Annotated in this window: 23 protein-coding genes; 15 read left to right on the top strand and 8 right to left on the bottom strand. The window is 51.5% G+C overall.

Annotated elements, in window-relative coordinates; genetic code table 11:
- Positions 1–5: 5 nt before the first annotated feature.
- Positions 6–1,340 (bottom strand): MFS transporter, encoded by a 1,335-nt coding sequence (locus ACUY4Q_RS03155; RefSeq protein ID WP_458045648.1) that lies wholly within the window; start codon positions 1,338–1,340, stop codon positions 6–8.
- A 422-nt stretch (positions 1,341–1,762) separates the two neighbouring features.
- Here ACUY4Q_RS03155 and garD point away from each other — a divergent pair, with 422 nt between their 5' ends.
- Complete coding sequence (garD, locus tag ACUY4Q_RS03150) at positions 1,763–3,334, top strand: galactarate dehydratase (RefSeq protein WP_458045647.1); 1,572 nt, start codon at positions 1,763–1,765, stop codon at positions 3,332–3,334.
- 56 nt (positions 3,335–3,390) lie between these two features.
- Here the strand turns inward: garD and ACUY4Q_RS03145 are convergent, their stop codons facing one another.
- A complete protein-coding gene (locus ACUY4Q_RS03145; RefSeq protein ID WP_458045646.1) occupies positions 3,391–4,203 on the bottom strand; it encodes a DeoR family transcriptional regulator in 813 nt (270 codons plus the stop codon).
- A 232-nt stretch (positions 4,204–4,435) separates the two neighbouring features.
- On the opposite strand from ACUY4Q_RS03145, the gene kbaZ reads away from it, so the two are divergent.
- The 8 genes from kbaZ to ACUY4Q_RS03105 all read left to right on the top strand — a co-directional run bounded on the left by kbaZ (position 4,436) and on the right by ACUY4Q_RS03105 (position 11,502).
- Complete coding sequence (gene kbaZ / locus ACUY4Q_RS03140) at positions 4,436–5,734, top strand: tagatose-bisphosphate aldolase subunit KbaZ (protein ID WP_458047245.1); 1,299 nt, start codon at positions 4,436–4,438, stop codon at positions 5,732–5,734.
- Positions 5,735–5,783: 49 nt separating this feature from the next.
- Positions 5,784–6,218: a PTS galactosamine/N-acetylgalactosamine transporter subunit IIA gene (gene agaF, locus ACUY4Q_RS03135; protein ID WP_458045645.1), complete on the top strand. Its 435-nt coding sequence runs from the start codon at positions 5,784–5,786 to the stop codon at positions 6,216–6,218.
- Positions 6,219–6,543: 325 nt separating this feature from the next.
- A complete protein-coding gene (locus ACUY4Q_RS03130; protein WP_458045644.1) occupies positions 6,544–7,707 on the top strand; it encodes an SIS domain-containing protein in 1,164 nt (387 codons plus the stop codon).
- Position 7,708: 1 nt separating this feature from the next.
- Positions 7,709–8,587 carry a tagatose-bisphosphate aldolase subunit KbaY gene (gene kbaY / locus ACUY4Q_RS03125; protein ID WP_458045643.1) on the top strand — a complete coding sequence of 293 codons (879 nt, stop codon included), beginning with the start codon at positions 7,709–7,711 and terminating at the stop codon, positions 8,585–8,587.
- A gap of 88 nt (positions 8,588–8,675) precedes the next feature.
- Positions 8,676–9,152, top strand: coding sequence for a PTS galactosamine transporter subunit IIB (agaB, locus tag ACUY4Q_RS03120; RefSeq protein ID WP_458045642.1), 477 nt, complete (start codon positions 8,676–8,678; stop codon positions 9,150–9,152).
- A gap of 48 nt (positions 9,153–9,200) precedes the next feature.
- Positions 9,201–10,004: a PTS galactosamine transporter subunit IIC gene (agaC, locus tag ACUY4Q_RS03115; RefSeq protein WP_458045641.1), complete on the top strand. Its 804-nt coding sequence runs from the start codon at positions 9,201–9,203 to the stop codon at positions 10,002–10,004.
- A complete protein-coding gene (gene agaD / locus ACUY4Q_RS03110; protein ID WP_458045640.1) occupies positions 9,994–10,785 on the top strand; it encodes a PTS galactosamine transporter subunit IID in 792 nt (263 codons plus the stop codon). The genes agaC and agaD overlap by 11 nt, the downstream gene beginning before the upstream one ends.
- Positions 10,786–10,794: 9 nt before the next feature.
- Complete coding sequence (locus ACUY4Q_RS03105) at positions 10,795–11,502, top strand: galactosamine-6-phosphate isomerase (RefSeq protein ID WP_458047244.1); 708 nt, start codon at positions 10,795–10,797, stop codon at positions 11,500–11,502.
- Between the two features lie 40 nt (positions 11,503–11,542).
- On the opposite strand, the gene rsmI is transcribed toward ACUY4Q_RS03105, so the two are convergent.
- Positions 11,543–12,406 (bottom strand): 16S rRNA (cytidine(1402)-2'-O)-methyltransferase, encoded by an 864-nt coding sequence (rsmI, locus tag ACUY4Q_RS03100; RefSeq protein ID WP_458045639.1) that lies wholly within the window; start codon positions 12,404–12,406, stop codon positions 11,543–11,545.
- A 62-nt stretch (positions 12,407–12,468) separates the two neighbouring features.
- Here rsmI and ACUY4Q_RS03095 point away from each other — a divergent pair, with 62 nt between their 5' ends.
- The 4 genes from ACUY4Q_RS03095 to dolP are packed head-to-tail and all read left to right on the top strand — an operon-like array spanning position 12,469 to position 16,119.
- Complete coding sequence (locus ACUY4Q_RS03095; RefSeq protein ID WP_458045638.1) at positions 12,469–14,568, top strand: penicillin-binding protein activator; 2,100 nt, start codon at positions 12,469–12,471, stop codon at positions 14,566–14,568.
- Entirely contained in the window at positions 14,526–14,921 is a 396-nt protein-coding gene (locus tag ACUY4Q_RS03090; protein ID WP_458045637.1) for a YraN family protein, read from the top strand. The genes ACUY4Q_RS03095 and ACUY4Q_RS03090 overlap by 43 nt, the downstream gene beginning before the upstream one ends.
- A gap of 22 nt (positions 14,922–14,943) precedes the next feature.
- Entirely contained in the window at positions 14,944–15,534 is a 591-nt protein-coding gene (diaA, locus tag ACUY4Q_RS03085; protein ID WP_437431754.1) for a DnaA initiator-associating protein DiaA, read from the top strand.
- A 9-nt stretch (positions 15,535–15,543) separates the two neighbouring features.
- Positions 15,544–16,119, top strand: a complete 576-nt coding sequence (gene dolP / locus ACUY4Q_RS03080) for a division/outer membrane stress-associated lipid-binding lipoprotein (RefSeq protein ID WP_458045636.1) — start codon at positions 15,544–15,546, stop codon at positions 16,117–16,119.
- Positions 16,120–16,161: 42 nt separating this feature from the next.
- Here the strand turns inward: dolP and ACUY4Q_RS03075 are convergent, their stop codons facing one another.
- Positions 16,162–17,199: a permease gene (locus ACUY4Q_RS03075; RefSeq protein ID WP_458045635.1), complete on the bottom strand. Its 1,038-nt coding sequence runs from the start codon at positions 17,197–17,199 to the stop codon at positions 16,162–16,164.
- 74 nt (positions 17,200–17,273) lie between these two features.
- A complete protein-coding gene (locus ACUY4Q_RS03070) occupies positions 17,274–17,912 on the bottom strand; it encodes an NAD(P)H-binding protein (RefSeq protein WP_458045634.1) in 639 nt (212 codons plus the stop codon).
- 118 nt (positions 17,913–18,030) lie between these two features.
- Between ACUY4Q_RS03070 and ACUY4Q_RS03065 the strand changes: the two genes are divergently transcribed.
- A complete protein-coding gene (locus ACUY4Q_RS03065; RefSeq protein WP_458045633.1) occupies positions 18,031–18,549 on the top strand; it encodes a type 1 glutamine amidotransferase domain-containing protein in 519 nt (172 codons plus the stop codon).
- On the opposite strand, the gene ACUY4Q_RS03060 is transcribed toward ACUY4Q_RS03065, so the two are convergent.
- Entirely contained in the window at positions 18,529–18,972 is a 444-nt protein-coding gene (locus ACUY4Q_RS03060; RefSeq protein WP_458045632.1) for a YhbP family protein, read from the bottom strand. The genes ACUY4Q_RS03065 and ACUY4Q_RS03060 overlap by 21 nt on opposite strands.
- Positions 18,973–19,025: 53 nt before the next feature.
- On the opposite strand from ACUY4Q_RS03060, the gene ACUY4Q_RS03055 reads away from it, so the two are divergent.
- Positions 19,026–19,328 (top strand): GIY-YIG nuclease family protein, encoded by a 303-nt coding sequence (locus ACUY4Q_RS03055; protein ID WP_458045631.1) that lies wholly within the window; start codon positions 19,026–19,028, stop codon positions 19,326–19,328.
- On the opposite strand, the gene ACUY4Q_RS03050 is transcribed toward ACUY4Q_RS03055, so the two are convergent.
- On the bottom strand, positions 19,315–19,818 hold the full coding sequence (locus tag ACUY4Q_RS03050; RefSeq protein ID WP_458045630.1) for a GNAT family N-acetyltransferase: 504 nt from the start codon (positions 19,816–19,818) through the stop codon (positions 19,315–19,317). The genes ACUY4Q_RS03055 and ACUY4Q_RS03050 overlap by 14 nt on opposite strands.
- Positions 19,812–20,336: a ubiquinone anaerobic biosynthesis accessory factor UbiT gene (gene ubiT, locus ACUY4Q_RS03045; protein ID WP_458045629.1), complete on the bottom strand. Its 525-nt coding sequence runs from the start codon at positions 20,334–20,336 to the stop codon at positions 19,812–19,814. The genes ACUY4Q_RS03050 and ubiT overlap by 7 nt, the downstream gene beginning before the upstream one ends.
- Between the last annotated feature and the right edge of the window lie 52 nt (positions 20,337–20,388).

The raw sequence follows: 20,388 nt of genomic DNA, 5'->3' as shown, positions 1-20,388 counted from the left end.
GTTGCTTACTTTTTCAATTCCATACGTTTGATGTCGCCGACCACAAACAGGTAGCACACCATCATCATCAGGGCCGAACAGCCAACAAAGACCAACGCACCGTTGAAAGAATGCAACTCTTTAACCATGTATCCAATTGCTAACGGGGTAACAATGGACGCCACATTACCGAACACGTTAAACACGCCGCCGCACAGACCCACAATTTCTTTTGGTGCGACATCGGAGATAACAGGCCAGCCCAACGCGCCGAAACCTTTTCCGAAGAATGCCAGTGCCATTAAGGCGATAACCAGCACGGTGTTGTCGGTGTAATTACACAGAATGATGCTTGAAGCCAACAGCATCCCAAGAACAATAGGAAGCTTACGTGCGACGGTCAGAGAGTAGCCGCGCTTGATCAGGTAGTCAGAGAACAGACCGCCTAACACACCGCCACCAAAGCCGCAGAGCGCCGGGATGGAGGCAACAAATCCCACTTTCAGAATCGACATGCCCTTTTCCTGCACCAGGTAAATCGGGAACCATGTCAGGAAGAACCAGGTAATGGTGTTCAGGAAGTACTGACCAAAGAACACACCAAGCATCATACGGTTAGACAAAAGCTGCTTGATGTAATCCAGCTTCGGACCCTTTTGACTGCCGTCATCGGCTTTTTTGTGGTCCATGTCAACGACCGCGCCGTTGGCAGAGATGTAATCCAGCTCTTCACGGCTCATACGAGGGTGGTCGGTTGGGTTATGCATGTACTTAACCCAAATGGCCGTCAGCACAAAGCCCAGTGCACCCATCACGGTAAACACGTGCTCCCAACCCCAGGCAAAGGTCAGATAACCCAGCAGGGGTGAGAACAGCGCCAGCGAGAAGTACTGCGCTGAGTTAAAGATAGCGGATGCAGTACCACGCTCTTTTGCCGGGAACCAGGCCGCCACGATACGGGCATTTGCCGGGAACGAGGGCGCTTCAGAGAAGCCCAGCATGAAACGCATGATAAACATGGAGATACCGGCCCATGCTATCGGGAAGATGTCGACAAAACCTTGCATAAAGGTAAAGAGCGACCAGAAAAACAGGCTGTAGGTATAGACTTTTTTCGAACCGAAGCGGTCAAGCAGCCAGCCGCCAGGGATCTGCATCAGCAGGTAAGCCCAACCAAACGCAGAGAAAATGTAACCCATGGAGACAGAGTCAAGTTGTAACTCTTTAGCAACTTCGGTTCCCGCAATGGAGAGCGTCGCGCGGTCTGCATAGTTAATTGCAGTAACAATAAAGATTATCAGCAGTATTAAATAACGGGTTGGCATACCCCGTTTTACTTCAACATTATTTTGTACAGACATAACAAACCTCTCGGGCCCGGCTTAAATTAAAAATATAATTATTTTGATGTAAGAATCACCCGACTTATAAATAAGCTCTCGAAGCTAATATCAGGTAACGACATATTTAATTTTATTATCGCTCAGTATAATCATCACCTATAGGCCACGCACTGGAGTGATGCTCAATTCTGGAAGGGGTAAAGAAGATTTTTTTGAGCATATGCACATACCCCTGGGCGCTGATGCACAGATCTTATCATTCCTCCCCAGACAAGGCGGGTCATCGCAGAAATAAGTGATTTAGATCACATTTTAATATTAGAACTCCTGACATTCTTATTTCATCAAACGAGTTTTTAATTTGTGATAATTACAGAATCGTTTCTACTTTATTCCTTTTTGAGTAATGCATCGTACAGTTAGCTGGAGATTACCTGACAATGGCCGACATTGAAATTAGACAGCAGTCGCCTACGGCGTTTTATATTAAAGTACATGAGACCGACAACGTCGCGATCATCGTTAATGACAATGGCTTAAAAGCGGGAACACGCTTCCCGGACGGGTTAGAGTTAATTGAACATATCCCGCAGGGCCATAAAGTTGCGCTGGTAGATATTCCACATCATGGTGAGATTGTTCGTTACGGTGAAGTCATTGGTTATGCAGTGCGAGACATTGCGCGCGGCAGTTGGATCGACGAATCCACCGTCGAACTGCCAAAAGCGCCGCCATTGAATACATTACCTTTAGCGACCAAAGTACCCGAAGCACTGCCGCCGCTGGAAGGCTATACCTTCGAAGGCTACCGCAACGCGGACGGCAGCGTAGGGACCAAAAATCTGCTCGGCATCACCACCAGCGTGCATTGTGTTGCTGGCGTGGTTGATTATGTTGTGAAAATCATTGAACGCGACCTGCTGCCGAAATACCCGAACGTCGATGGCGTGGTCGGTCTGAACCATCTTTATGGTTGTGGTGTGGCCATCAATGCCCCCGCAGCCGTGGTGCCTATCCGTACCATTCATAATATTTCGCTGAACCCGAACTTCGGTGGCGAAGTGATGGTTATCGGTCTGGGCTGCGAAAAACTGCAACCAGAGCGTCTGTTGCAGGGCACCGATGATGTGCAAGCCATTCCGGTAGACAGCGCAAGTATTGTGCGTCTGCAGGACGAGCATCATGTCGGCTTCCGTTCTATGGTGGATGACATTCTGCAAGTGGCTGAACGTCATCTGGCGAAACTGAATCAACGTAAGCGTGAAACCTGCCCGGCATCTGAACTGGTTGTGGGCACGCAGTGTGGCGGCAGTGATGCCTTCTCCGGTGTGACCGCGAACCCGGCCGTAGGCTATGCCTCTGACCTGTTTGTGCGTTGTGGCGCAACCGTCATGTTCTCTGAAGTGACCGAAGTGCGTGATGCCATCCACTTGCTGACGCCGCGTGCAGAAACCGAAGAAGTGGGCAAACGTCTGCTCGAAGAGATGGCCTGGTACGACAACTATCTGGATATGGGGAAAACTGACCGTAGCGCCAACCCTTCTCCGGGTAACAAAAAAGGCGGTCTGGCTAACGTGGTGGAAAAAGCCCTGGGTTCTATCGCCAAATCCGGTAAAAGCGCCATTGTTGAAGTGCTTTCTCCTGGCCAACGCCCGACCAAACGAGGCTTAATTTACGCAGCAACCCCGGCGAGCGACTTCGTCTGTGGTACGCAACAAGTGGCTTCCGGTATCACCGTTCAGGTGTTCACAACCGGCCGCGGTACACCGTATGGCCTGATGGCAGTACCCGTCATCAAGATGGCGACCCGCACTGAGCTGGCCAACCGTTGGTTTGACCTGATGGATATTAACGCGGGCACCATCGCCACAGGCGAAGAGTCCATCGAGGATGTGGGCTGGAAACTGTTCCATTTCATCCTGGATGTGGCGAGTGGCCGTAAGAAAACCTTCTCGGATCAATGGGGTCTGCACAACCAACTGGCGGTGTTCAACCCCGCTCCGGTGACCTGATTCATCATTATAAAAAAACTCATCGTATTTTTAGCATGGCTTCGGCCATGCTTTTTTTATGGCTGAATCAGCACCACCTCAATCCCTAACTTACGCAGCCCACTCAGACTTTCAGCCGGAATATTTTCGTCCGTGATGACCATATCAATACGTTGTGTATCTATGATTTTGTGCAAACTTGAATGATTGAATTTGCTGGAGTCCGTCACCACAATAATCCGCTCCGCCACTTCACACATGCGGCGGTTTAATCGCGCCTCATCTTCGTTATGAGTGCTCACTCCCCGCTCCAGGTCAATGGCATCGACACCCAGAAAAAGCATATCGAAGTGGTAATTTTGGAGCGACTGCTCAGCCCGATCGCCATAAAAAGAGAGCGACTGTCGGCGTAGATGACCGCCGGTCATTAACAGCTCTACCCCTTCTGCTTCCAGCAATGCATTCGCCACATTCATCCCGTTGGTCATCGCAATCACATCGGTATGTTCACGTAATAAGCGGGCAATCTCATAAGTGGTTGTGCCGGAGTCCAGAATAATGCGATGCCCCGGCCTTACAAGGTCCACGGCGGCTTGCGCGATGCTGCGCTTGAGAGAAGTGTTGAGCGTACTTTTATCTTCCAGCGTGGGCTCTGACACCGGCGGAGTATTACTGTCGCAAATCAGTGCACCACCGTAAGCGCGTACCGCAATGCCCTGCTTTTCCAGAAAAGCGAGATCGTTGCGAATCGTCACGGTTGAGACCCCAAACTGGGTCGAAAGCTGGTTAACCTGCACGCTGCCCTGTTCGCGTAGTTGTTGAATAATTTGTTCACGCCTGCCGCTGGTACCGGTCGTCCGCTTTACCGCCAAAGAATCGTTGTTCGTCATCAAAAGGTCCTGATAAATTCTTTCGTTTCATTTCGATTAACTTATTAACTCCTTTCTTCAACGGAAATGCAAGGGCGTACTCCTTGTTCTGGCACCGCATTTGATGCATATCTTTCGATTTATTTCTTTTGTGAACCGGATCGTGCTTTTCATATCTTTCATTTTCCTTTCAAAGGAAAGACAAACACACTAAAACAAATCAAATGAAAGAATTATTTTGTTGGATGTCATTATGGAGAAGAAAGTGAAAAGCATTATTGATATTGTGCAAGCTCATAAGAAAGGAAGTGGAGAAGGTATCTACTCAGTTTGTTCTGCACATCCGATGGTACTGGAAGCTGCAATACGCTATGCACGCGCCACAAAACAGCTACTGTTGATTGAGGCAACTTCAAACCAGGTTGATCAGTTTGGTGGCTACACGGGCATGACGCCGGAAGATTTTCGCCAGTTTGTTCTCCAAATGGCCTCCCTTTTGAACTTCTCCCACGATCGGTTGATTCTCGGTGGAGATCATCTGGGCCCCAATCGGTGGCAAGCATTGCCGGCCAGCGAGGCAATGGATAACGCCTGCGCTTTGATTGCGGGTTATGTCGAAGCGGGGTTTAAAAAAATCCACCTCGATTGCAGCATGTCCTGCTCAGGGGACCCCGTTCCCTTAACCGATGAAATTGTTGCCGCTCGTGCAGCAAGACTGGCAAAAGTGGCTGAAGAAACCAGCCAGGCAACCTTTGGATACCGTGATCTGGCTTACGTCATTGGCACCGAAGTTCCCGTTCCGGGTGGCGCACATGAAACATTGATGGAGCTGGCTGTCACATCGCCACAAGCGGCGCAAAAAACATTGCAGGCCCACATTCAGGCATTTGAACAACAGGGCCTCGGAGACATCTGGCCACGCGTGGTTGCGCTTGTGGTACAGCCGGGCGTAGAGTTCGATCATACCCATGTCATTGACTATGTACCTGAAAAAGCCCAAATGTTGAGCAAGATGGTTGAGAGCATCGACTCCTTAGTGTTTGAGGCACATTCAACCGATTACCAGACACCGAACGCTTTGCAACAGCTGGTGCGGGACCATTTCGCTATCCTGAAAGTTGGCCCGGCACTGACATTTGCCTTGCGGGAAGCCTTATTTGGTCTGGTAGCGATTGAAGAAGAACTTCTGCCCGCCCATAAGCGTTCCGGTCTGCGTAGCGTAATGGAAGATGCCATGCTCGACAGGCCCGATTTCTGGCAAAGCCATTACGCGGGAGACCATAAATCCCGGCATCTGGCACGTAGCTACAGCTATTCAGATCGTATGCGTTACTACTGGCCGGACAACGAGGTCGACGACTCGGTAGCAGAGCTGATAAAAAATCTCTCAGCCGCACCGCTGCCGCTACCCTTGATAAGCCAGTATTTACCTTTGCAGTATCAACGTGTGCGCGAAGGTGTGCTCAATGCAACACCGCACGACCTCATTATCGACCATATTCAGGATGTCCTGCGTCAGTACCATGCAGCCTGCCGGGGAATCGCAGCGTGACATTTATATCAGATAACATGAAGTCCTTATCAGATCAGGAGAACACCGAATGCTGGGTATTGTACTGACCGGGCATGGCGGCTTTGCCACGGGCCTGGAAAAAGCCATGAAACAAATTCTTGGTGAACAAGAGCAGATTATTGCCGTCGATTTCCCGGAGGATTCAACAACTGCGCTGTTAACGACGCAGTTGGAGGGGGCCATTAAACACCTCCAGGAAAGTGAAAATATCGTCTTCTTAACCGATTTATTAGGCGGCACACCGTTTCGCGTGGCTTCGACCCTGGCCTTACAGCAGACCGGCTGGGAAGTCATTACCGGAACTAACTTACAGTTACTGCTGGAAATGATGATGGAACGCGATGATCTCGATAGCGAAACCTTCCGTCTCAGGGCGCTGGAATGCGGGCACCGAGGCTTAACCAGCCTTGCAGATGAACTCTCGCGCACGCCTGTTGCCGTGGAAAACGAAGACGGAATTTAAATATGCTCCCGCGCGGCCAACCTTCGGGTGTGGCCGCCCGTAACTCCTGTTTATGCTTTTTCTGCCTGTTTACTGCATTGGTAATCGCCAATGTTTCATTTCATTTCGAAATCATTCAAGACCTCAACCATAAAACTTTCGTTTTAAGTTACATTTCCTTTTTGTTTAATGGATCACAAATTACCATTTAATCTACAATCGCAATTGACCTTTCACTTCCTTGTTAGTAGATTTTGAAGAAAGGAAAAACCCTTTATGAGAAACAAAACGAAAGAGAGCACACCGTTTTTACCACTTTCGTTAACCTGGAAGAAAGGATGTTGAAATGAGTGAAACAACGTTGTCCCCGATGACGAGGACAAAGACCTGGACAGAACAAGAAATTCGTCAGCAGCCTCAAAGCTGGCTTCGCTCGCTGGCGTCCATTGATGCTCAACGAAACGAAATGAATACCTTTTTGACTACCGTTTTCGCGCGGCAAAATGTAAAAATTATCCTTACCGGCGCGGGAACATCAGCTTTTATCGGCGACATCATTTCGCCGTGGCTATCCCACCACACTGGGGAAAACTTTATCGCGGTTCCCACAACCGATCTGGTAACCAACCCAGCGGATTATCTGCGTGCAGATCAGACGACGTTGCTCATCTCCTTCGCTCGTTCAGGCAATAGCCCGGAAAGCGTAGCGGCTGTCGAACTGGCCAATCAACTGGTGAAAAACTGTTTTCATCTGGTCATCACCTGCAATGAAGACGGTAGTTTGTACCAAAACGCGTTAGCCAACAACAATGCCTGGGCGCTACTGATGCCCGCAGAAACACACGATCGCGGTTTTGCAATGACCAGCAGCATAACAACGATGATGGCGAGTTGCCTGGCAGTGTTCGCGCCAGAGGTTATTAATAGCACGACGTTCAGTGATGTTGCCCAACGTTGCCAGCAAATCATTGATGCTCAACCTGATTTCAGCAAACCAGTATTTGGCGATCTGGACTTGCGCCGTATCGTTTACCTGGGTAGTGGCAGTTTACAGAGCGTGGCGCGAGAATCAGCGCTGAAAGTATTAGAGTTGACTGCCGGGAAATTGGTGGCGTTTTACGACTCATCCACCGGCTTCCGCCATGGTCCTAAATCACTGGTTAACGATGAAACGCTGATCGTGATTTTCGTCTCCAGCCATCCCTATACACGTCAATACGACCTCGATCTGCTGGCCGAGCTGCGTCGTGATAACCAGGCCATGCGCATTGTCACTATTTCCGCCGCTGAAGCATCATCACCCGATGGCGATTTGCACATCACTCTGCCGCCATCACGTCATTTTATCGATATTGAACAGGCCTTCTGCTTCCTGATCTATGCACAAATCTTTGCGCTTAGTGAATCTATTAAAGCGGGTATGACGCCTGACAATCCGTCAGTAAGTGGCACCGTTAACCGTGTTGTTCAGGGCGTTAACATTCATCCGTGGCAGCCGCAGGAGGTATAGAATGGGCATTATCTCGACGAAATATTTACTCCTGGATGCGCAAGCAAAAGGCTATGCCGTGCCTGCCTTTAATATTCATAACGCGGAAACCATTCAGGCTATTCTTGAAGTCTGCCAGGAAATGCGCTCTCCGGTCATCCTCGCCGGGACGCCGGGAACCTTTAAACATATTTCTTTTGAAGAAATTTTTGCTCTATGTAAGGCCTATTCAAATAGCTACAAAATGCCGCTTGCACTCCATCTCGATCATCATGAATCACTGGCGGATATCAGCCATAAAGTCCATGCAGGCGTGCGTAGCGCCATGATTGACGGCAGCCATTTTCCCTTTGACGAAAATGTGAAGCTGGTTCAATCGGTTGTGGATTTTTGCCATAGCCATGATTGCAGCGTTGAAGCTGAACTTGGGCGTCTGGGCGGTGTGGAAGACGATATGAGTGTGGATGAAGAAAGTACTTTCCTGACCTCTCCACAGGACGCGCGTCGTTTCGTTGAATTGACAGGTGTCGATAGCCTCGCCGTCGCGATTGGTACTGCACATGGTTTATATGCAAAAACACCAAAGATTGATTTTCAACGGCTGGATGAAATCCGTCAGGTCGTTGATATCCCTCTGGTACTCCATGGTGCCAGCGATGTGCCTGATGAATATGTCCGCCGGACCATCAAACTCGGTGTCTGTAAGGTCAATGTGGCAACTGAACTCAAAATTGCTTTCGCAAACGCAGTTAAAAAGTGGTTCGCCGAAAATCCACAAGGCAATGACCCACGCTATTACATGCGCGTTGGAATGGATGCGATGAAAGAAATCGTGAGGCAAAAAATTACAATATGTGGTTCTGCAGACCGTGTAGTGTTGGATAAGGAAAAGATTTCATAACGCATATTTCTCTTACAAAGGGAAATATTCAAACAGAACACATATCAATGATAATTCGATAATTATCATGAAAAGATGGCGGGAAAATATGACTACTCCAAACATACTTTTAACACGCATTGATAACCGACTGGTTCACGGTCAGGTTGGCGTAACCTGGACATCGACTATCGGCGCAAATCTGCTGGTTGTGGTCGATGATGAGGTTGCTCAAGATGAAATCCAGCAGAAATTAATGGGCATTACTGCTGAAACCTATGATTTCGGCATTCGGTTTTTCTCCGTTGAGAAAACCATTAACGTTATCGCTAAGGCTGCGCCACATCAGAAGATTTTTCTCATCTGCCGTACACCTCACGTAGTAAAGCAACTCGTTGAAGGCGGCGTTCCTCTCAAAGATGTGAATGTGGGGAATATGCATTTTTCCGCAGGTAAAAAACAGATCAGCAGTAAGGTCTATGTTGATGAAAAAGATTTAAGCGATCTTCGTTTTATTAAAAATCACGGTATTAACGTGTTTATTCAGGACGTACCGGGAGATAGCAAAGAAAACATCCCGGAATAACACCGGCTGACCCTACACATAAATAAATGATCCTCGAGAGGCATTAAAATGCATGAGATCACGCTTATCCAAGGAATTTCACTGGCAGTGCTGGTATTCATCCTTGGTATCGACTTTTGGTTAGAAGCACTTTTTTTATTCCGTCCGATAATCGTCTGTACACTCACCGGCGCCATTCTTGGTGATATTCATATTGGCTTAATTACCGGTGGCTTAACAGAATTAGCTTTTGCCGGGTTAACGCCTGCGGGAGGTGTACAACCGCCGAACCCCATCATGGCGGGGGTGATGACCACCGTTATCGCCTGGTCGACCGGGGTAGATGCCAAAACAGCCATTGGGCTTGGGCTGCCATTTAGTCTGCTGATGCAATATGTCATTTTGTTCTTCTATTCCGCGTTCTCTCTTTTTATGACCAAAGCGGATAAATGCGCAAAAACGGCGGATACCGGCGCATTCGCAAGGATGAACCTGACGACCACGCTCATTGTCGCCTGCTCATATGCCATCATTGCGTTTCTTTGCACCTACCTTGCCCAGGGAGCGATGCAGGCACTGGTGAGATCCATGCCAGCCTGGCTGACGCATGGTTTCGAAGTTGCAGGGGGCATTCTTCCTGCCGTTGGCTTCGGCCTGCTGCTGCGCGTGATGTTCAAAGCACAATACATTCCTTACCTGATCGCGGGATTCCTGTTTGTTTGTTATATCCAGGTCAACAACCTCTTGCCTGTTGCGGTACTGGGCGCGGGTTTCGCGGTTTATGAGTTCTTTAACGCGAAGGCAAAAATGCAGAACCAGCCTCAGCCACAGGCCAACAATAATGATAAAGAGGACTACAGCAATGGCATCTGAAATCAGCAAAAAGGATATTACTCGCCTGGGATTCCGTTCTTCCCTTTTACAGGCCAGCTTTAACTACGAGCGCATGCAGGCGGGTGGTTTTACCTGGGCTATGCTGCCCATCCTGAAAAAAATCTATAAGGACGACAAAGACGGCCTGAGCGCCGCCATGAAAGATCATCTGGAATTTATTAATACCCACCCCAACCTGGTTGGTTTCCTGATGGGGCTGCTTATCTCTATGGAAGAAAAAGGGGAAAACCGCAGCACAATCAAAGGGCTTAAGGTCGCACTGTTTGGGCCTATTGCAGGTATTGGAGATGCGATTTTCTGGTTTACGTTACTGCCTATTATGGCTGGTATTTGTTCATCCTTCGCCAGCCAGGGAAATCTGTTGGGCCCCATTCTCTTTTTCGCCGTCTATCTGGCTATTTTCTTCCTCCGCGTGGGCTGGACGCACATTGGTTATTCAGTGGGGATCAAGGCCATAGATAAGGTGCGAGAGAATTCCCAGATGATTGCACGCTCCGCAACGATTCTCGGGATCACTGTCATCGGTGGGTTGATCGCATCCTATGTGCATATCAATGTTGTGACTACTTTCGCCATTGATGCCACGCACAGCGTTGCGCTGCAAAAAGATTTCTTCGATAAGGTCTTCCCTAACCTTTTACCGATGGCATACACCTTGCTGATGTATTACCTACTGCGCGTTAAAAAAGCGCATCCAGTCGTGTTAATCGGTGTGACATTTATCCTGTCCATTCTGGGCTCAGCGTTGGGGATTCTGTAAATGGCAGATATGATTTTCAAAGGATGTGAAAATTATCAGGCGCTTAGCGAATACGCTTGCCACTGTCTGATCGATATCATCCGCAAAAAGCCTTGCGCGACAATTTGCCTGGCGACAGGTGGTACGCCAGAACTGACTTATGCCCTTTTTGCCGAAGAGGTGCATCGTCAGAAACTTGATGTCAGCCAGGTCACGTTCGTCAAGCTTGATGAATGGCTAGGAGTACCTTTAGCCACTAAAGGTACCTGCGAAACTTTTCTGCGTGAGCGCGTACTGAAACCGTTAGATATTCACGATAACCAGTTCATCTCCTTTGATTCAGAAGGAGATATTGCGCTGGCCAGTGAACGAATCAACATGCAAATTACGCAAAGAGGCGGCCTGGATTTATGCATTCTGGGGCTGGGTAAGAACGGTCATCTTGGGCTGAACGAACCCGCTGAGGAGCTCGAACCATCAATGCACATTGCACAATTGGATGAACGAACCCGCAGCCATGAAATGCTTAAAGAGGCCTCTTATCCAGTGAAAGAGGGGATTACGCTGGGCTTAAAAGAGATTCTCTCTGCAAGGGAGATTCTTTTCCTGATAGCGGGTTCCGGGAAACAGGAGGCCTTTACTAAATTGATGACCAGAAAGATTACCACTCAACTTCCGGCGTCTTTTTTGTGGCTTCATCAGCATGTGACCTGTGTCTACGATTCCGAAGAGTACTAGCCATAAGCAAAGGGGCATCGTTAGATGCCCCTGAACGCTTTTACTCGCCCTGCTGCTCCAGTGCGTACTTATAGAGTGCATTCTTCTTCACGCCGTGAATTTCCGCTGCCAGTGCTGCTGCTTTTTTTAAAGGCAACTCGGCCTGAAGCAAAGCCAGCGTACGCAGCGCATCGGCAGGCAGTGCATCTTCCTGTGCTTTGTGCCCTTCGACGATGAGAACCATCTCGCCTTTGCGACGGTTCTCATCCTCTTTGACCCACGCCAGCAGTTCGCCAACCGGGGCGCCGTAAATGGATTCCCAGGTTTTAGTCAGCTCACGGGCCAGAACGACGTAACGCGCCTCACCCAGCACCGTGACGATATCTTCCAGGCTTTCCAACAGTCGGTGAGTGGATTCATAAAAAATCAGCGTACGCGGTTCAGTTTCCAGTGCTTGCAAGGCATCACGGCGACCTTTCGATTTGGCGGGTAAAAAACCTTCGTAGCAGAAACGGTCGGACGGCAAACCAGCAGCGCTAAGCGCAGCAATGGCGGCACAAGGGCCGGGTAGTGGTACGACACGGATACCCGCTTCACGGCAGGTACGTACCAGATGATAGCCAGGGTCATTAATCAGCGGCGTACCTGCATCGGACACCAGGGCAATGTTTTGCCCCTCTTTCAGCTTTGCCACCAAAGTATCGGCTTTTTGTTGCTCGTTGTGATCGTGAAGCGCGAACAGACGCGCATTGATGGCAAAATGCTGGAGCAATAATCCGGTATGGCGGGTATCCTCTGCGGCAATCAGATCAACATCCTGCAATACGGTGAGCGCACGCTGGGTGATATCCCCCAGATTGCCAATGGGCGTAGGGACAATATAGAGCTGGCCCTGAGAATTGTCCGCTGATTCGTGTTGTTTCATTGTTCTATCCGTATTGCCGATTTAATATTGAGCATTGCGTAAAAAATATCACTGGATACAGAATGCTACCCTCTACATTTCTACGTTCAAAAGCCTTGCGCTGCCTGCCTGTCGTGCTGGCCGCTCTGCTGTTCGCAGGCTGCGGCACCCAAACTCATGACCAGAGCGATGCACATATGCAGGGCAGCGCGCAGGCCGATTCGGGTTACTACCTGCACCAGATGCAGCAAAGCGCAGATGATAGCAAGACCAACTGGCAATTACTCGCCATTCGTGCACTGATTAAAGAGGGCAAAACTCAGCACGCGAGCGAACTGTTTGCCCAGCTTCCGCAGAATCTGGACGATACCCAACGCCGTGAACAATCGCTTCTGGCCGCCGAGCTTAAGCTGTCGCAGAAAGATGTTCAGGGCGCACAGGCGCTGCTGGCGAATCTCGATCCCACCAGTCTTGATAACAATCAGCAGGCGCGTTACTGGCAAATTGGCATTACCGCCTCGCAGGGCAGACCCTCTTTAACACTCTTCCGCGCCTTGATTGCCCAGCAACCGTTGCTCACCACCGCGGCGGAAAAACAGAAGAATATTGATGCGACCTGGCAGGCCCTCTCTGCAATGTCACCTGATGAAGCGAAGACGCTGGTGATCAACGCTGACGAGAATGTGCTGCAAGGCTGGCTGGATCTGCAACGCGTCTGGTTCGATAACCGCAACGATCCGAATATGCTTAAAGCCGGCATCGCTGACTGGCAACAGCGCTATCCGCGCAATCCGGGTGCTCAGATGCTGCCGAGCCAACTGGCGAATGTGCAGAACTTCCGCCCGGCATCGGTGAATCAAATCGCCCTGCTCCTGCCGTTGAATGGCCAGGCCGCCGTTTTTGGGCGCGCTATCCAACAAGGCTTTGAGGCAGCGAAAAATGGCGCGACGCCCGTTTCTGGCCCTGCCGTTCCCGTCCAGTCAGCCCAGGCAGCAAACGTGAATACCACCACCGATGTGGTTAGCCCATCGCAAACCAACGTTAACGATCTCACGAGCCCACAAACGCAAGAGCCGGTGACCGCACCACAGGCGCAGCAAACGGAACAAAACGCGACGCCAGTTCAGAACGCCCCCGCTGAGCCAGCGACTGCCGCCCCGGCCCCTCAACCGGCAGCCACGCCGGGTGTGGCGACAGCGCCCGCTAATACCTCGGCGTCGCTGAAAATTTACGACACCAGCAGTCAGCCGATGAATCAAATCCTCAACCAGGTTCAGCAGGACGGCGCCAGCATCGTGGTTGGCCCGTTGCTGAAAAACCATGTCGAAGAGTTGATGCGTAGCCAGACGACCCTCAACGTGCTGGCGCTGAACCAGCCCGAAAAGGTCGAGAACAGAGTAAATATCTGTTATTACGCGCTTTCCCCGGAAGATGAAGCCCGTGATGCAGCACACCATATGCGTGATCAAGGCCGTCAGTCACCGCTGCTGCTGGTGCCGCGCAGCGCGCTTGGCGATCGTGTGACCACGGCGTTTGCCGAGGAGTGGCAAAAACTCGGCGGCGGCATCGTTCTGCAACAAAAATTAGGCTCAACGGCTGAGCTGAAAATGGGCATTAACGGCGGTTCGGGCATTGCTATGACCGGCAGCCCGGTATCGGCCAGCCTGCCTCAACAACAAGGCGTGACCATTGGCGGTCTGACTATCCCGGCTCCGCCAACGGATGCGCAAATTAGCGGTGGCGGTAAAGTGGATGGCGTCTATATTGTTGCCACCCAGGATGAGATGGCGCTCATTAAACCGATGATCGCCATGCGTACCGGCAGCCAGAGCGGGATTATCCTCTATGCCAGTTCACGCAGCGCTCAGGGCGGAGCAGGCCCGGACTTCCGTCTGGAGATGGAAGGATTACAGTTCAGCGAGATTCCGATGCTGGCTGGCAGCAACCCGGCCCTGATGCAAGAAGCATTAAGCCGCGTCAATAACGACTATTCACTGGCGCGTCTTTATGCAATGGGTGCCGATGCCTGGACGCTGGCGAATCATTTCTCGCAAATGCGTCAGGTGCCTGGCTTTGAAATTAACGGTAATACCGGCGATCTCACCGCCACCCAGGATTGTGTGATTAACAGGAAGTTATCATGGCTCAAATACCAGCAGGGGCAAATCGTCCCGGCCAGTTGACCCGTAAACAGACCGGCGACGCGTGGGAAGCCCGCGCGCGTTGCTGGCTTGAGAGCAAAGGAATGCGTTTTATCGCCGCGAATGTTCGTGACAGAGGTGGCGAGATTGACCTGATAATGCAGGACAATGCCACAACGGTTTTTGTGGAAGTGCGCTACCGTAAATCGTCTCTTTTTGGCGGCGCGGCCGGTAGCGTTACCCCGTCCAAACAACGTAAATTACTGCATACCGCCCGATACTGGCTCGCCCGGCATAATGGGAGTTTTGATACTGTGGATTGCCGGTTCGATGTGGTAGCCTTCACCGGAAATGACGTTGAGTGGATTAAAAATGCCTTTAATGACCACTCATAATGACTGAATGATAGGGAACACTGTGCTCGATAGAATTAAAGTCTGCTTTACGGAAAGCATTCAAACACAAATTGCAGCCGCAGAAGCCCTGCCCGACGCAATTTCCCGTGCCGCCATGACCATGGTCCATTCCCTTCTTAACGGCAACAAAATCCTCTGTTGTGGCAATGGCACCTCTGCCGCCAACGCACAGCATTTTGCTGCCAGCATGATTAATCGTTTTGAAACAGAACGCCCAAGTTTACCCGCCATTGCACTTAATACCGATAATGTGGTCTTAACGGCAATAGCGAACGATCGCCTGCATGACGAGATTTATGCCAAGCAGGTCCGGGCGTTAGGCCATGCCGGTGATATTCTGCTGGCCATATCCACGCGAGGCAACAGTCGCGATATCGTCAAAGCCGTTGAGGCGGCGGTGACGCGCGATATGACGATTGTGGCGCTCACGGGGTATGACGGGGGTGAACTGGCCGGGCTGTTGGGGCCTCAGGATGTTGAAATCCGTATTCCTTCTCACCGCAGCGCACGCATCCAGGAGATGCATATGCTGACGGTGAATTGCTTATGCGATTTGATAGATAACACGCTTTTTCCTCACCAGGACGATTAAGGAGTACCTATGAAGGCTTTTACGCCCCTCGCAGTCCTTATTTCCGCGCTGCTCTTACAGGGTTGTGTTGGCGCAGTGGTTGTTGGTTCAGCGGCAGTGGGGACCAAAGCAGCGACCGATCCACGCACCGTGGGCACCCAGGTAGATGATGGTACGCTGGAGTTGCGCGTCAACAGCGCCCTGTCCAAAGATGAACAAATCAAGAAACAAGCGCGCATCAACGTGACCGCTTACCAGGGCAAAGTCCTGTTAGTGGGCCAGGCGCCAACCACCGATCTCGCCTCTCGCGCTAAGCAGATTGCCGTGGGTGTGGAAGGCGCGACAGAGGTCTTTAACGAAATCCGTCAGGGTCAGCCAATCGGTATGGGAACGGCTGCCAGCGATACCTGGATTACGTCGAAAGTGCGTACCCAGTTGCTGAGCAGCGATGAAGTGAAATCGTCTAACGTGAAAGTGACCACGGAAAATGGCGAGGTGTTCCTGCTGGGTCTCGTCACCGATCGTGAAGGCAAAGCCGCAGCAGATATTGCCAGTCGCGTAAGCGGCGTGAAGCACGTCACCACCGCGTTTACGTTTATTAAATAAGCGTCCTTCGCCCGGTAGCGCTCTGCTTACCGGGCTATTTCATCAGAAAAGCAATACACTTCCTGTTATCACCCCCCCCAATGCAACCAGTCCAGCCGTCAGCCACAGCGCTTTGGCCGGGAAGGATTTACGCAGCATAACCAGCGATGGCAGGCTCACTGCCGGAAGCGTCATCAGCAGAGCCATCGCAGGCGCAGCGCCCATGCCTGCCAGCATCATGGTTTGTACAATCGGGATTTCTGCCGCCGTTGGAATGACAAACAGACAGCCGACAATGGCCATCGCGATCACCCATAACAGGGTGTTGTCGATAGCGCCATCGGCATGAGGGAACAGCCAGACCCGCGCCGCGCCCAACACCAGCACCGCGATGATATAGGCAGGAATGGTGCTCCAGAATAACGTCCACAGCGCCCTGCCCCAGCGGGCAAAGAAGTGCCCCTGCGGCTCAGGCAGCGTGATATCTACTGGCGCAGTTTGCTGAATATCGTCTTTCACCAGATGCTGTACCAGCGTCGCGACGCCCACCACGATCGCCAGCCCGGCAATCAGGCGCAGGGCTACGAAGTGCCAGCCCAGCACAAATCCCATAAACACCATCGTCGCCGGGTTAAGTAAGGGGTTGCCCATCCAGAACGCCAGTGCGCCCCCCATCGACACCTGCTGACGACGCATCCCGGCGGCAACAGGCGCCGCGCAGCAGGAGCACATCATGCCGGGTAACGAAAACAGGGTGCCAAACAGCGTCCCGCGCAGGCGTTTTTGGCCCAGCGTACGCAGCAGCCAGTTTCGGGGGATCAGCACCTGAAGTAATGAGCCCAGCAACACGCCAAGTACAGCGGCTTTCCAGACGGCAAGAAAATAGACCATTGCGTAGTCAAGCGCCGCCTGAAACGGGCTGACGTCCGCCCCGGCAAGAATGGATTTACCAATGCTATGAGTTTGTGCAGCGGTGAAGGCTTTGCCGTAATAGGGCTGCCATTTCACATACCAAAGGCCGACAATAACGACGACAAAAAAGAGAGCGGGTTTCCACCATTGAAGTGGAGCAGCCGCCCGAGATGAAGACTGACCAGTCATACCATTCTCCGGGGGATAAGTGCGGAATTAATTACCCGGCGAATAGTACGCTTTTGAAATATTTTTGAAAGCGCTTAATCTTCCGCAAGCCTGCGCAATTGGGAAGAGGTCAGGATCGTGACCCGCTCTGCTGAAGGCGCGAATGCCGTTCGGTGCAGAGCGGCAGCGACGTCCCGTGCCTCAATTGATTTCCAGTTCCCCGGCAGTAACGTAAACAGTGGTGCCATCAGTGATTCGTTAAAGCGCTGCTTCTCACGATCGCCCAGTAACATTGAAGGCCTTGCCAGAGTCAGGCGCTCCCAACCTTGTTCCCGCAGCGCATTTTCCATCTCACCTTTCACGCGGTTGTAGAAAAAGGGGGAACGCGCGTTGGCCCCCATGGAACTGACAACCAGCATATGCTGAGCCCCCAGCCGCAATCCCGTTAGCGCGGTATCTACCACCAGGGTGTAGTCAGCATGAATAAAGGCTTCTTTGCTGCCCGCTTCCCGGCGGGTAGTGCCAAGGCAGCAAAAGACCGTGTCCACCGGAGTGGTCACTTGTGCCAGCGCATCACTGAGTTGCGGATCATAAGGATTAAAGACGTCTGCCGCTGATTCCAGCGGCCGGCGTGTGGGGGCAGCAATAGCCGTTACGCGCGGGTCATTAACCAGCATGCGCAGTAAATGTCCGCCCACCAGCCCGGTCGCCCCGGTTAACAGTATCCGACTCATTTCATCTCCTTTTGCAGAAAAGTCTGCCTTGCAATGCCAGCGCCCTGAACCAGGCTTAATAGTCCTGATAGTCATTATTGTTGAAAATGACGAGCCTGAACTGAATAACGGAGGATACATGAGCAAGAAAATTGCGGTCTTGATCACCGACGAGTTTGAAGATTCAGAATTTACGTCTCCGGCGGAGGAGTTTCGTAAGGCAGGCCACGAGGTCATTACCATTGAGAAACAGGCCGGAAAAACGGTGAAGGGGAAGAAAGGCGAAGCCACTGTTACCATTGATAAAGCGATCGATGAGACGCGCCCGGCAGATTACGATGCATTGTTGCTACCGGGCGGCCATTCACCGGACTCTCTGCGCGGTGATGACCGTTTTGTCACCTTTACCCGAGACTTCGTCAACAGTGGTAAACCGGTCTTTGCTATCTGCCACGGGCCACAACTGCTGATAAGTGCTGATGTGATTCGTGGCAGGAAGTTGACGACGGTGAAGCCGATCGTCGTTGATGTGAAGAACGCAGGGGCTGAATTCTACGACCAGGAAGTGGTGGTGGATAACAATCAGTTGGTGACCAGCCGCACCCCTGACGATCTCCCTGCCTTTAACCGTGAAGCGTTACGCCTGCTGGGTGCCTGACTCGCGTAGCCAGTGAAGTTTTTTACCAAAGCCCAGCGTGTTGTCGGTAAATTTAATCTCCGTGAGGCGGATTTCCCACATCGGGGCTGACAGCATGCGGGCAACAGGAAAGCGTCGGTTGTACTGTGCACGGGGCCCCGCGCTTTCCTCCTCTTCCATACGCCGGATTTCACCGGTGAACTGCACGCCTCTGATTAAGGCGACGGTTTTCGGCTGGCCATTAACCGTGCCGGCGACACTGGCCTGTAGGCCCGTCATTTGCGAATGGCGCGTGTGATCGTCGCTGAGAATATAAAAGGCGACCTGCTGCGGATCATAAATATAAAACGCGTTCGCACACCATAACTCCCCACGGCTGGCCACACACCAGCTGACGACGTGCTGTTTCATCAACCAACGATTGATGGCCGCAAGCGTTTCCATTTCTCTTTGTCCTCGTGGTATTTTTCTTTCACATTAGCACAGTGAATAACGTTATGACGCCCTGGTTTCTTTATCTCATCCGTACCCCTGACAATCGCCTGTACACCGGCATCACCCTTGATGTGCCGCGCCGATTTATACAGCATCAGAATGGCAAAGGCGCGAAGGCGCTTCGGGGTAAGGGCGAGCTGTCGTTGGTGTTTTCAGCACCCGTGGGGGATAAGTCGTTAGCGTTACGCGCAGAATATCGCATCAAGCAACTGACGAAGCGCCAGAAAGAGCGCCTCGTCAGCGGGGAGGATTCGTTTGAACGATTTGTTGGAGACCTTCAGGCCACCCTCGCTAGAAGCGATTAAACAGCGTGTGGTATTCCACCAGACCGCTTACCTCACTGAAGGCATTGTCCGCCAGACGGTGTACCTGGAAAGCACTTTCCGTTCCCGGCCAGCGGCAGTGAAGGTCGTGATGAGCGGCAGGTTCAAACCCGAGACGCGCATAAAAATCTGGCTCACCAAGCGTCACAACGGCGGCATAACCAAATTCATTCAGTGAATCCAGCCCCTCATAAACAAGCTGGCGGCCGATCCCCTGGTGGCGGTACGCCTCATCCACCGCCAGCGGCGCAAGCCCGACCCACTGCAAATCTTCGCCTTTCACCGTCACCGGACTGAACGCGACATAGCCGATGACCTGACCTTCATCATCTGTTGCGACCAGACCTAAGGTAATTAAGCCATCTTCGCGAAGATCATGCACCAGCGTCGCTTCGCGTTCATCCGCAAAGGTGCGGCGTAACAGCGCGTCGATACCCGGTGCATCAATCCCAATTTCTACTCGAATCAGCATGGTTCACCTACAGAAGTGTGTGGTGTTTCCATCGGCGTTTTCTGGCCGGCTTCAACAAAATCCGCCAGTTGCAGCAGCATGATGCGTAAGGCTTTTGGCATCTGCTCAAGTTCAATGGCGTCCATCAGATTCTTCACATACAGCCCAAGCTCAGTGTCACCCTCGATCACCAGACGACGCTGGAAAAAGAGCGTGTCAGGATCCTGCTTACGTGCGGCGATCATCAGTAGATCGCTGGCATCCGCGCAGAAGCTGACATCGGCACTGGCGGATTCGCGTACGACCAGTTGTGAATTCTCTACTGAGGTATACCACGTCAGGCCGATATCACGAACCTGGATACTCAACCAGCGGCCTTCCAGAAACTCAAGCTCGCCCTCTTCCAGCGCTTGCTGAAACTGCCAACGGAGCACCTGCTCCAGAACCTGCCGTTTGATGGCGAAAGGCGTCAGTTTAACCGGCACGCTCAGCAAAGACGGGCCATAGTGAACGAGACGTGAGCGCAGTTTTTCCAACACGAGCTTTACTCCCTGAAATAAACGTTCCTGCTATTTTGCCATATCAAATAGA

Source organism: Phytobacter cepae (assembly GCF_054165735.1).
The sequence above is the reverse complement of the archived record's forward strand: the minus strand, read 5'-3'. Positions and strand labels throughout refer to the sequence as shown.

Coding starts and splice junctions, on each gene's coding strand:
- ACUY4Q_RS03090 (WP_458045637.1), top strand. CDS start 14,526: ATGGCTCAAATACCAGCAGGGGCAAATCGTCCCGGCCAGTTGACCCGT.
- agaC (WP_458045641.1), top strand. CDS start 9,201: ATGCATGAGATCACGCTTATCCAAGGAATTTCACTGGCAGTGCTGGTA.
- kbaZ (WP_458047245.1), top strand. CDS start 4,436: ATGGAGAAGAAAGTGAAAAGCATTATTGATATTGTGCAAGCTCATAAG.
- dolP (WP_458045636.1), top strand. CDS start 15,544: ATGAAGGCTTTTACGCCCCTCGCAGTCCTTATTTCCGCGCTGCTCTTA.
- ACUY4Q_RS03145 (WP_458045646.1), bottom strand. CDS start 4,203: ATGACGAACAACGATTCTTTGGCGGTAAAGCGGACGACCGGTACCAGC.
- ACUY4Q_RS03130 (WP_458045644.1), top strand. CDS start 6,544: ATGAGTGAAACAACGTTGTCCCCGATGACGAGGACAAAGACCTGGACA.
- ACUY4Q_RS03060 (WP_458045632.1), bottom strand. CDS start 18,972: ATGGAAACGCTTGCGGCCATCAATCGTTGGTTGATGAAACAGCACGTC.
- ACUY4Q_RS03155 (WP_458045648.1), bottom strand. CDS start 1,340: ATGTCTGTACAAAATAATGTTGAAGTAAAACGGGGTATGCCAACCCGT.
- garD (WP_458045647.1), top strand. CDS start 1,763: ATGGCCGACATTGAAATTAGACAGCAGTCGCCTACGGCGTTTTATATT.
- kbaY (WP_458045643.1), top strand. CDS start 7,709: ATGGGCATTATCTCGACGAAATATTTACTCCTGGATGCGCAAGCAAAA.
- ACUY4Q_RS03050 (WP_458045630.1), bottom strand. CDS start 19,818: ATGCTGATTCGAGTAGAAATTGGGATTGATGCACCGGGTATCGACGCG.
- ACUY4Q_RS03075 (WP_458045635.1), bottom strand. CDS start 17,199: ATGACTGGTCAGTCTTCATCTCGGGCGGCTGCTCCACTTCAATGGTGG.
- agaB (WP_458045642.1), top strand. CDS start 8,676: ATGACTACTCCAAACATACTTTTAACACGCATTGATAACCGACTGGTT.
- ACUY4Q_RS03070 (WP_458045634.1), bottom strand. CDS start 17,912: ATGAGTCGGATACTGTTAACCGGGGCGACCGGGCTGGTGGGCGGACAT.
- rsmI (WP_458045639.1), bottom strand. CDS start 12,406: ATGAAACAACACGAATCAGCGGACAATTCTCAGGGCCAGCTCTATATT.
- agaD (WP_458045640.1), top strand. CDS start 9,994: ATGGCATCTGAAATCAGCAAAAAGGATATTACTCGCCTGGGATTCCGT.
- ACUY4Q_RS03065 (WP_458045633.1), top strand. CDS start 18,031: ATGAGCAAGAAAATTGCGGTCTTGATCACCGACGAGTTTGAAGATTCA.
- ACUY4Q_RS03055 (WP_458045631.1), top strand. CDS start 19,026: ATGACGCCCTGGTTTCTTTATCTCATCCGTACCCCTGACAATCGCCTG.
- ACUY4Q_RS03095 (WP_458045638.1), top strand. CDS start 12,469: ATGCTACCCTCTACATTTCTACGTTCAAAAGCCTTGCGCTGCCTGCCT.
- ACUY4Q_RS03105 (WP_458047244.1), top strand. CDS start 10,795: ATGATTTTCAAAGGATGTGAAAATTATCAGGCGCTTAGCGAATACGCT.
- agaF (WP_458045645.1), top strand. CDS start 5,784: ATGCTGGGTATTGTACTGACCGGGCATGGCGGCTTTGCCACGGGCCTG.